This is a genomic window from Mycobacterium sp. shizuoka-1 (assembly GCF_002723835.1).
In the GTDB taxonomy this organism is placed as follows: domain Bacteria; phylum Actinomycetota; class Actinomycetes; order Mycobacteriales; family Mycobacteriaceae; genus Mycobacterium.
Window position 1 is genome coordinate 1 of record NZ_BEWG01000005.1, and the last position, 9782, is coordinate 9782.

General features: G+C 69.2%; 11 protein-coding genes. 3 read left to right on the top strand and 8 right to left on the bottom strand.

The window, feature by feature from the left end; all coding sequences use genetic code 11:
* The 8 genes from MSZK_RS01055 to mftA all read right to left on the bottom strand — a co-directional run.
* The coding region (locus MSZK_RS01055; protein WP_099243978.1) for a TetR/AcrR family transcriptional regulator at positions 1–590 on the bottom strand (590 nt) is incomplete at its 3' end.
* A gap of 101 nt (positions 591–691) precedes the next feature.
* Positions 692–2125 (bottom strand): mycofactocin system GMC family oxidoreductase MftG, encoded by a 1434-nt coding sequence (gene mftG, locus MSZK_RS01060; RefSeq protein WP_099243951.1) that lies wholly within the window; start codon positions 2123–2125, stop codon positions 692–694.
* Between the two features lie 9 nt (positions 2126–2134).
* Complete coding sequence (gene mftF / locus MSZK_RS01065) at positions 2135–3547, bottom strand: mycofactocin biosynthesis glycosyltransferase MftF (RefSeq protein WP_099243954.1); 1413 nt, start codon at positions 3545–3547, stop codon at positions 2135–2137.
* Positions 3544–4302 (bottom strand): mycofactocin biosynthesis peptidyl-dipeptidase MftE, encoded by a 759-nt coding sequence (mftE, locus tag MSZK_RS01070; protein ID WP_099243980.1) that lies wholly within the window; start codon positions 4300–4302, stop codon positions 3544–3546. Before mftE ends, mftF begins: the two co-directional genes overlap by 4 nt.
* A 111-nt stretch (positions 4303–4413) precedes the next feature.
* A complete protein-coding gene (gene mftD / locus MSZK_RS01075; protein WP_099243956.1) occupies positions 4414–5607 on the bottom strand; it encodes a pre-mycofactocin synthase MftD in 1194 nt (397 codons plus the stop codon).
* Positions 5608–5610: 3 nt separating this feature from the next.
* The gene (gene mftC / locus MSZK_RS01080; RefSeq protein ID WP_099243958.1) at positions 5611–6780 is read right to left on the bottom strand and encodes a mycofactocin radical SAM maturase; all 1170 of its coding nucleotides are present in this window, start codon (positions 6778–6780) and stop codon (positions 5611–5613) included.
* The gene (mftB, locus tag MSZK_RS01085; RefSeq protein WP_371411268.1) at positions 6777–7091 is read right to left on the bottom strand and encodes a mycofactocin biosynthesis chaperone MftB; all 315 of its coding nucleotides are present in this window, start codon (positions 7089–7091) and stop codon (positions 6777–6779) included. The genes mftC and mftB overlap by 4 nt, the downstream gene beginning before the upstream one ends.
* Before the next feature lie 2 nt (positions 7092–7093).
* Positions 7094–7189, bottom strand: a complete 96-nt coding sequence (gene mftA, locus MSZK_RS01090) for a mycofactocin precursor MftA (RefSeq protein ID WP_099243960.1) — start codon at positions 7187–7189, stop codon at positions 7094–7096.
* A gap of 91 nt (positions 7190–7280) precedes the next feature.
* On the opposite strand from mftA, the gene mftR reads away from it, so the two are divergent.
* From mftR to MSZK_RS01105, 3 genes are all read left to right on the top strand, one after another.
* Positions 7281–7898 (top strand): mycofactocin system transcriptional regulator, encoded by a 618-nt coding sequence (gene mftR / locus MSZK_RS01095; RefSeq protein ID WP_099243962.1) that lies wholly within the window; start codon positions 7281–7283, stop codon positions 7896–7898.
* A gap of 117 nt (positions 7899–8015) precedes the next feature.
* Entirely contained in the window at positions 8016–8531 is a 516-nt protein-coding gene (locus tag MSZK_RS01100; protein ID WP_099243964.1) for an RNA polymerase sigma factor, read from the top strand.
* Positions 8528–9782 (top strand): VOC family protein (locus MSZK_RS01105; RefSeq protein WP_099243984.1); only part of this gene is annotated, 1255 nt, incomplete at its 3' end. The genes MSZK_RS01100 and MSZK_RS01105, both read left to right, overlap by 4 nt.

Genomic DNA, 9782 nt, shown 5'->3' on the forward strand with positions numbered 1-9782 from the left:
AAGCCGTCCACCGCGGCGCGCGCACACTCCCGGTAGTCGAAGTCGGCCAGCGTGCTGATCCGGCCGGCCACCAGCGGGCCGATGAGCAACATGATCGCCTGGGCACGATCGACCTCACCGAGTTCACATTTGGCATCGGGGCTGTCGAAGATCGCGTCGAACGGCGCACCATACTGCTGTGCGACGCGCTCCCGCAGCGTCCGAACCTCAGGACTGTCCGCGTCCCCCGGCCGGCCCGGCAGATGCTCCATGTCGGGCCCCAAAGCCAGCCAGTAGGTGGCCGTCAGCAGCACCGGGGTCTCGAAGATGAGATCGGCCTGGGCCTGCATCAGCGCCATCAGTCGCTCCCGCAGCGAACCCGACTCCGGCGGCATCGGCGCGGGCGGGATCAGGCTGTGAAAGGCGGCTGCCAACAGGTCGTTGCCGCTGGGGAAATGCCGGTACAGGGTGGCACGGGCGACATTGGCGCCGCGCGTGACGGCGTCGACCGTCACCGCGCTCGGGCCTCCGCTACGCAGCAATGCCGTTGCCGCGTCGAGCAACCGCGCGCGCGAACGCGCAGGTCTCGGATCGCTGCGTCGCCCCGTCATCGCGCCAACCCTTCCCGTGACGTTTCCCCACGTTCAAGCATCTTCGCCTGATCCGGCCCGCTCAGGGTACCGATTGGCATCGGCGCCGGAATCCGGCCGCTTCAGACAAATTCCGCGGCCCGGTGCCCGATCATCGCAATCGTCGCGTGCGGACCGCGGCCGGTGATCCGCGGCAGCACAGAACCGTCTACCACCCACAGGTTCTCGATCCCGCGCACCCGGCAGGTCGGGTCGACGACCGCATGCTCGTCAGAGTCGGTCCCCATCGGGGCGGTGCCGCACAGATGCTGCGACGTGGACCACATCGGTTCGCCGAGTTCGGTTGTGGCACCGAGAATCTCCGTTGCGGTCTGAGTACCGTGCCGCAACGCGGCCAGGTCGTCGGCGGCCGTGTCGTAACGATGTTCGATCAACGGGGGAACCGCCGGATCCGCCGACACCAGCACCACACGTCCACGCGCCTGGGGCGCCATCAGTGCCACACCAAGATGCGGCCAATCGGGCCGTCCCTGGCCACCGTCGCCCACCATCGCGATGAACCCACCGGTGTACGGACGGATCTCGACGCCAGGGAGCACCAGCACCACCTCCAGCACCGGCCGCGCCGGAGCGACCGTCCACGTGGTCGGTAGCACCCACTCCGGGTGATCGGAGGTGCGCTGCCCCACCGGCAGGTCGACGACCACCGGGACGCCGGCGTCGGTCAGCGCGTCTGCTGGCCCGATACCGGAGAGCATCAGCAGGTGCGCCGAACCGATCGCACCGGCCGACAGCACGACGCGGTCGGCCTCGAGGACGACGGGCCCGTCCGGTCCGATCGTCTCGACGCCTGACACCCGGCCGGCGGCGATCTGCAGCCTGCGCACCCGGGTGCGGGGTAGCACGGCGAGGTTGGGCCGGCCGGTGGCGGGCTCGAGGAACGCCGCGCCCGGGCCGGAGCGGACGCCGTCGACGATGTTCAGCGGCACCGCCCCGATTCCGGGCGGGACGTTCGCACCGGTGGGCTCGGCGTTCAGGTCGGGTAGCCACGGCAGCCCGGCAGCTCGCACGGCATCGACGAATGCCTCTGAGCTACCCGTGAATTCATGGGTGCGACGGATCGAGATCGGTCCGCCGTCGGCCCGGTCGGGGAAGTCGAGGTCGGTCTCGATGGCGCGGTAATGGGCCACCACCTCCGACCAGGACCAGCCGGGAACACCGGGCCCGTCGAAATCGGCAGGAAGCGCCCGGCAGAAGTATCCTCCGTTGACCGCACCGGAGCCTCCGACCGTCGCTCCCCGCACGATGTCGGCGCCGCGTGGTGGGTCGCCGGTCAGCTGCGTCCGATAGCGGGCAGCCAGCGGGCTGGCCGTCCCGATCGGCAACTGCAGGCCGTTGCGGGTGAGGGCGCGCACTCCCGGTTCGCCAGGGCCGGGTCCGGCCTCGACGACGGTGACCCGTCGGCCGGGGTCTGCCGAGAGACGCTCGGCCAGGACGGATCCGGCGCTTCCGGCGCCGACGATGAGAACATCACTGCGCGTGCTGAGTTCGACCACCCGAGTCGGTCAGGTCTTGATCTGCGGCTTGAGCGGGCGCAACGTGCGCTCCCGCACCACGCCCGTCCACAGCCCGGCACCGTAGGCCAGGTCGTCGAGGCGTTTGAGCACGAGGTAGGCGACCAGGCCGATCGGCTTTCCCTCGACATCGGTGTTGCGATTGCGGGTGATCCAGTCCTGGACACCGTCGAGCACCGCGGCCACCACGATCGCCTGCCGACACCGGCGGGAGACCACCGCGGCCACCAAGGCCAGCGGCCAGTAGTGCCGGCACACCGCCGCCGACAGCTGCAGCGCGGCCGCGCCGATACCGCGCAGGGCCAGCAGGGCCACGTCGAGGAGGCGGGCGTCGGTGTTCTTCATCGCCTTGGCGGTGCGGCGGGCGGTCACGCCGGCGAACACCAGAGATGCCAGATACCCCGACACCGATCCCAGGGCCATCAGCAACCACACCAGCAGGCTGTAGGCGGAGATCACCACCGGTGCGGTCTTGTCCGGGTGGCGGATCGACAGCGGAGCCGCTGAGCTGCCGTAGAAGGCTTTGCGACCCAGCCATTCCCGCATCTCGGTGCGGTGCTCATGGGCGACCAGCGCAATCGGTTCATAGCGCAGCCGGGAGCCGGACTCGATGAGCCGCCAGCACAGGTCGACGTCCTCACCCGAGCGCAAGGTCTCGTCGAAACCACCCAACTCCAGCAGTGCCGTGCGGCGGCAGATGATCGCTGCACTGGGCACGTAGGACACCGGGCCGTAGGGCATCACCGGCGCTTCCCGCTCGCCGAGATCCAGTGACGAGCGCACCGCCTCGTAGCGGGCGATCAACTGGTCGCTGTGTCCGAGCCCGACGATGCGCGGGGCGACCAGGCCCACCGCCGGGTCACAGAAGTGGCCCAGCAGTGCCTCCAGCCAACCGCGGCGCGGAACCACATCAGAGTCCAAAAATGCCACGAAATCCGTTGTGCAGGAGGTCAACCCGGTGTTACGTGCGGCGGCGGGGCCTTTGCTCCGCTCGTGGCGCAGCACCTCGACCTCACACCGGGCACCGGTGAAATCGCTGGGCTGCACCGGGGTTTTCGAGCCGTCGTCGACGACCACCACCCGCATCCCGCGCAACGACATCACCAGGCGATAGAGGCCAAACGGGTTGTCCCGTACCGGGATCACGACGGTGACGTCGCGATGCGACGGACCGCCCGCCGGGCGCGGATGGGCGACGGTGGCATCGAGCAGCGTACGGGCCAGCTGGGCGCTGACCGCGTCGCGGACCTCCAGGCGGCCACCGTCGAGCAGGGTCTGGGCCGCCGGGGCCAGCCTCAGCAGCCGGGTCGGCGATCCGCCGAGCAGAGCCGAGCCCTCGGCCAGCGTGCGCACCCGCCGGTCGACCTGCACGGCGAACCCGTCGGGCAGTCGGGGCTGGGTCATGTCAGCATCCCGTCGCCGGCCGGCCGCCAGTGGTCGATCCGCCGCGAACACTCGGCGACCATGTGTGCGTAGATGCGGGCACCTTCGGGCGCAGTCGCCGTCGTCGGATCGCCCAACACGCCCACCTCACTCACCGCGGCCACTCCCCCGTGACGCATCTGCGGCAACAGGGTAGCCAGCGGCGCCCGATTCCCGCTACACCAGGCGTCGGTGTGCACGTCAGCAGGTGAAAGGTGGAGCAATACAGACGTTTCGGTGTGACCGGCGTGGGCGTCACCGCCGTCGGCGGCACACGGGCACCAGGCGGCGTCGCGGCCCTCGGACCGCAGCAGGCGGACCGATGCGCGCAGGGCCTCCAGGTTGCCGCCGTGGCCGTTGACGAAGACGATCCGCCGGGCCCAGTCGCAGGCCGAGCGGCCGTACTCGACCAGGACCGATGTCAGGGCTTCGGTGCCGATCGACACCGTCCCGGCGAAGCCCTGGTGCTCACCGGAGGCTCCGTAGGCGATCGCGGGCGCGAGCAGGTAGTGCTCACCATCGCCACCGTTGAGCTCGGCGGTGGCCCCGGCGGCGACCGCGGTGGCGATGCGGGTGTCGGTGTCCAGCGGCAGGTGCGGGCCGTGCTGCTCGGTCGAGCCCACCGGGATCAAGATCGTGGGTGAAGTGTCGCGGAGTTGTCTCGACGTCGAGTTACCCAGCTCGCTCCGGAAAGCCACGCGGTGATGGTAGGCCGAATTAACCTGCCGTGCGCCAATTGTTCGTGGAGAAGACGGACTTCTTTCGCTTTCGGGACCCCCGGACCCACCCGGAGCGTTTACCGCCGTCCCGTCCGTCACGCCAGTCCCACAACCTCGCTTACGCCAGGTTCAGGGCAGCTCACCGCGAGGCACCCCGAGGGCCCGGACGAAGCCGTCCGGCACCAGGATGTCCTCGGCCGTCAGGTCGTGGATCGACGCCTTCCCCAGACCGCGCAGAGCCGAGTCGATACCGCCGGTCAAGATGTCGAGGACGTTCTCCACACCCGCCTGCCCGTTGGCCGCCAGCCCCCACAGGTAGGCCCGGCCGATCATGACCGCGCGAGCGCCGAGCGCCACGGCCTTGACCACGTCGCTGCCGCGGCGTACGCCACCATCGAGCACCACTTCGACCTGGTCGCCGACCGCCGCCGCGATCGCGGGCAGAGCGCGGATCGAGGCGGGCGTGCCGTCCAGGTTGTTGCCGCCGTGGTTGGACACCGAGATCGCTGAAACACCCGCGTCCACAGCGCGTTTGGCGTCGTCGACACGCATGACACCTTTGAGCATGAAGGGACCGCCCCACCGCTCGCGCAGCCAGGCGATGTCCTCCCAGGTGGGCGGGGGTGTGCCCATCCACTGGCCGTAGGCCTCGAAGAACGGCGGGCCGGGCTCACCCTTGGCGGCCTGGTTGGGCACCGACAGGGCGGGCGGACGCAGGGTCTTGGCCCATTGCAGGAACCACCGCGGCCGCGTCAGAGCCTCCGGGCTCATCTTGACCATGGTCTTCAGATCCATCTTCTCGGGGATCTTCGGACTGCCCCAGTCGCGCCCGTGGCTGAAGCTCCAGTCGGTGGTCACGATCAGGCCGACGGCGCCGGCCGCCCGGGCCCGCTCCACGCGGGCGGCGATGGCATCCCGGTCGCCCAGCCAGTAGATCTGGAAGAACGTCTTGGGGTTCGCCGCGACGACCTCTTCCATCGGCTTGCTGGCGAACGACGACAGTCCCATCGCAGTGCCGCGAGCGGCCGCCGCGCGGGCCACCGCGACCTCACCGTCGGGGTGCACTGCCTGCACGCCGGTCGGCGAGATCAAGACGGGAATCGACACCTCCTGACCCATGACGGTCGTTGCCATATCTCGCTTTTCGAGCGCACCGATGACATGGGGGGCGAAGCCGAGCTCGTTGAAGGCCTCGTTGTTGCCGTTGACAGTGAGCCCCTTCTCACTGCCACCGATGAGTGCGCCGTACGCAGACTTGGGGAGACGCTTGCGGGCGCGCTCTTGCGCGATGGCGACGGTTTCGAACCAGGTGTCGCGTGCCATGAATCAGATCGGACTTTCGTTGCAGGGCTTGGCCGGAGGCCGGGTGGACAAGGTCAGCATGATCGGCTTACCTCGCGAGTGGTCGGCGCTGGGGCGGGGCTTGTCCCGGTCGGTGGCCAGGGCAGGCGCCCCGTACCCCTGCACGCACTCCGGGTCCGGGCCGTCCAGCGGCAGGCCGGTGAAGAACTTCGCGGCCATGCAGCCGCCCCGGCAGGCGTCATAGTGCCCGCAGCTGCCGCATGCACCGGCCGACTGCGGCTCACGCAGCTCCCGGAACAGCGGCGCGTTCTTCCACACGTTGTCAAATCCGTTGTCGCGAACCACGTTGCCGGCCAGGAAGCGGTCGTGGATGGCGAACGGGCAGGCGTAGACGTCGCCGACGGGGTCGATCAGGCACACCACGCGGCCGGCGCCGCACATGTTCAGCCCGGCCAGCGCGCCGGGCGCGCCCAGGCCGGACAGGTGGAAGAACGAGTCGCCGGTGAGCACCCGCTCGCCCTTGGCCACCAGCCAGTTGTAGAGCGTCACCTGCTGCTCGGACGTCGGATGCAGGTCGTCCCAGACGTCGGCGCCACGCCCCGAGGGACGCAGCCGGGTGATCCGCAGGGTGGCGCCGTAGCGGTCGGCCAGCGCCTTGAAGTCGTCGAGCTGGTCGACGTTGTGGCGGGTGACGACCACCGAGATCTTGGCGTCCGTGAAACCGGCGGCGGCCAGGTTCTCCAGCGCGCGGGTGGCCATCTCGAAGGACCCGGGACCGCGGACGGCGTCGTTGACCTCGGCCGTGGCGCCGTCGAGCGAGATCTGCACGTCGACGTAGTCGCTGGCGGCCCGCCGGGCCGCCACTTCCGGGGTGATGCGCACCCCGTTGGTGGAGAACTTGACCCCGACGTGATGGGCGGTCGCGTAGTCGACCAGCTCCCAGAAGTCCGGACGCACAGTCGGTTCGCCGCCGCCGATGTTGACGTAGAACACCTGCATGCGCTCGAGCTCGTCGATGATGTCCATGCACTGCCGGGTGGTCAGCTCGCGGGGATCGCGCTTGCCGGAGGAGGACAGGCAGTGCACGCACGCCAGGTTGCAGGCGTAGGTCAGCTCCCAGGTCAGGCAGATCGGCGCGTCCAGACCGCGCTCGAACTGCTCGATCAGCCGGGGTACCGGTGCCACCGAAGTCATTGGGAATCCTTGCAGATCAGCATGTTCGAGGTCACCAGCACACTCAGCGCGTGCAGATAGGGCGCCTCGTCGGGCTCGTCAACCCCGGCGGCCCGCAGAGCGGTGCGCACATCGGGGTGGTCGGACAGCGAGTTCACGACGTCGAGGATGATGCGGTTCTTCAGGAACGACAGCTTCCTGGTGCCGAAGTGGTAGAGCAGTGCGCCGAAAGGTTCCGGGCGCACGGCCACCTGCGGATGCAGACGCCAGCTGAGTGCCGGGTCGAATTCCGACCCGGCCACAGCCGGATCGCCCACAGCGTGGGCGGGCACGGTCAGTAGACCCCGCACATCCCGTCGATGGAGACCTCTTCGACCAGCGTCTCGGTCACCAGTTCGGTTTCGGTCTCATGTGCAGTGTTCGGCTCCATGAAAAGCACCCTTTCGTCGGCCAGGTTCTCGACAATTGTGATCGAGATCGCAAGAATATGGCATCGAGTGCCGAAAAGAAAGGGCGGGTCGATGACGGGTGGTTCTGGGGGTCCCACCGGGGCTCGCGTGGGACGGCGCCGCTCCACCACCGGAGACCACATCACCGACGTCGCGCTGGATCTTTTCGCCAATTACGGGTTCGGGTCGGTGAGCGTCGACGACGTGGCGCAGGCGTCGGGCATCGCGCGTCGGACCCTGTTCCGCTACTACCCGTCGAAGAACGCCATCCCCTGGGGCGACTTCGATGCCCATCTTCAGCACTTCCGCGATCTGTTCGCGGGCATCGACCCGGCCACCCCGATCAGCGCTGCGCTGCGGTCAGCCCTGCTGGCGTTCAACACTTTTGACACTTCCGAGACCGAACGGCACCGCCAGCGGATGCGAGTCATCCTGCAGACCGCAGAGCTGCAGGCCCACTCGATGACCATGTACGCCGGCTGGCGCGGCGTCGTCGCGGACTTCGTCGCCGCCCGTACCGGCGCCAAGGCCGGCGACCTGGTTCCGCAGTCGGTGGCTTGGCTGCTGCTCGGTGTCGCGCTGTCGGCCTACGAATACTGGCTGGCCGACGAGACGGTCTCGCTGCCGGAGGCGCTCGGCGACGCCTTCGACGTGGTCGCGCACGGCCTCGACGATCTGGACGGCCGCTAGCGATTTCGGCGCGTTTTCGTTCGCTGAGCGGCGGTTAGCGCGCCGAAACCACTCGGACCGCGAGAAAAGTTGTGCCGGACCCGCCGGAGTTCGGCCTCCCGCGACGACGATGAGAGTGTGAGCGCGGATCCCGAACCACCCGACGCCCCGCACCGACTGCTGGAGCTCTACGACGATGCACTTCCGGTCGTCTATGGCTACTTCGTCCGCCGGTGTGGTGATCGGGGCACGGCCGAGGACCTCACGTCGGAGACCTTTCTCGCCGCGATGGACGCCGCACGCCGCCCTGATCCGCCGCCACTGGCGATCCCGTGGCTGCTCGGGGTCGCCCGCCACAAGCTGGCCGACCACTACCGGCGCCGCGCGGCGCGGTCGACGGTACCGGTCGCCGACGTGCCCGAGGCGGAAGCGGCCGACGAGTGGGATGCGCAACTCGACCGCCTCGTCGCCGAGAGCGTGCTGGCGCGCTTACCCGAAGCTCATCGAATGGTGCTCGCGCTGCGCTACATGGACGACTGCTCGGTACCCGAGTGCGCCGAGCTGATCGGTAGAACCGTGCACGCCACCGAAGCGCTGCTGGTGCGGGCCCGTCGAGCCTTCAGAAGGCTCTACCTGCAAGGAGGTGCCTCATGACCGATCCCTTGCGTGTCCTGACCGCCGAAGACCTTCCCGTACAGCCAGATCCGGACTTCGCCGCACGGCTGCGGACACGACTGGAGTCGGCGCTGGCATTACCCGCGAGAACTCAAGGAGTCACCATGAGCGGAACCGCAACAGCCGTCGCCGACTTGACCGAAGCGACCACCACCGGCCAACCTCCCCGGCCCGGCGCACTGCCCTATCTGACGGTCGGCGACGCCCGCGCCGCCATCGACTGGTACCGCGACGCATTCGGCGCGCAGCTGATCGGTGAACCGATCTTGATGGACGACGGGCGGATCGGACATGCCGAACTGGCGATGGGCGGCGGTGTCCTGTACCTGGCCGACGAGTTCGCCGAGCTGGGCCTGCGGGCGCCGGCGTCGGGGATCAACTCGGTGAGCCTGATGCTGAACGTGCCCGACACCGACACCGCGCTGGCGCGAGCCAGGGAGCGGGGCGCCGAGGTCCAACGGGAACCTTACGAGGGCCATGGAGCGCGCGCCGCGACGATCCGCGATCCGTTCGGCCATCGGTGGATGCTCAGCGGCCCGGTCCGCGAGCCGATCCGAGTGGGCGACATCGGCTACGTGACGTGGCGGACTCCGGACGTCAGGCGTGCTGCGGCGTTCTACGCCCACGTGCTCGGCTGGCGCAGTGATGCCCGCGGACGGGTCACCAACATCGTTGAGCCGCTGGACTTCTCATCCGCCGAGGACAGCACCATGGTCTGCTGCTACGCGGTGGCCGACCTGGACGAGTCGCGGGCGGCGATCCTCGCGGCGGGCGGACGGGTGGGCGCCTCCCGCGAATCCGCGGTCGGCACGCTTCTCGAGGCCGGTGACCCCGACGGCACCGCATTCGCCGTCTACGTCCCGGAGCCGGGACGACCGCGCCCGATGCTGAACGGATCAGGCCCCGGTGAACTGTCCTATGTCACCTACGAGGTCGGCGACTCGGCGGTTTTCCGCGAGTTCTACGGCCGCGTGCTGGGGTGGACGTTCGAGCCGGGTCGGGTGGACGACGGCTGGCAGGTGCTCGACACCCAGCCGATGGCCGGAGCCGCGGGCGGTGCGCACCAGCCCCGGGTCGTGCCGATGTGGACGGTTTCCGATGTCGACGCCGCGGTCGCCCGGGTCCGCGAAGCCGGTGGCACGGTGCTGGCCGAACCGAGCCGCCAGCCGTACGGCCTGATGGCGGAGTGCGCCGACGACCAGGGTGGGCGCTTCTACCTCGGCCAGTTCT

Coding starts and splice junctions, on each gene's coding strand:
- mftR (WP_099243962.1), top strand. CDS start 7,281: ATGACGGGTGGTTCTGGGGGTCCCACCGGGGCTCGCGTGGGACGGCGC.
- mftC (WP_099243958.1), bottom strand. CDS start 6,780: ATGACTTCGGTGGCACCGGTACCCCGGCTGATCGAGCAGTTCGAGCGC.
- mftA (WP_099243960.1), bottom strand. CDS start 7,189: ATGGAGCCGAACACTGCACATGAGACCGAAACCGAACTGGTGACCGAG.
- mftD (WP_099243956.1), bottom strand. CDS start 5,607: ATGGCACGCGACACCTGGTTCGAAACCGTCGCCATCGCGCAAGAGCGC.
- mftF (WP_099243954.1), bottom strand. CDS start 3,547: ATGACCCAGCCCCGACTGCCCGACGGGTTCGCCGTGCAGGTCGACCGG.